The 221-nt window shown below is 54.3% G+C and carries 1 protein-coding gene; it reads left to right on the forward strand.

The window, feature by feature from the left end; all coding sequences use genetic code 11:
- Positions 1-221: hypothetical protein (locus tag ACXAFR_RS27710; protein WP_475183484.1), on the forward strand; the 221-nt coding region annotated here is incomplete at both ends.

Raw genomic sequence — 221 nt, forward strand, 5'->3', positions numbered from 1 at the left:
TTGGTTGTGGCTGAGCCGGTTATTGAAGAACCCGTGGTCGAAGAGCCGGTCGTTGAAGAACCCATTGTGGTAACAACACCGCCCAGCGATTGGGTGTTCTGCTCGAAAGAAAAATCATCCTGTGAGTTCGACGGCACTGCAGAGGTACGTTACGGCGCCAGCGGTTCTTACAACATTGCCACCTTTACCGATGGCGCCTGGTGTGGCAACGCCAACTTTGG

This window comes from Pseudomaricurvus sp. ABR4_320 (assembly GCF_056159445.1).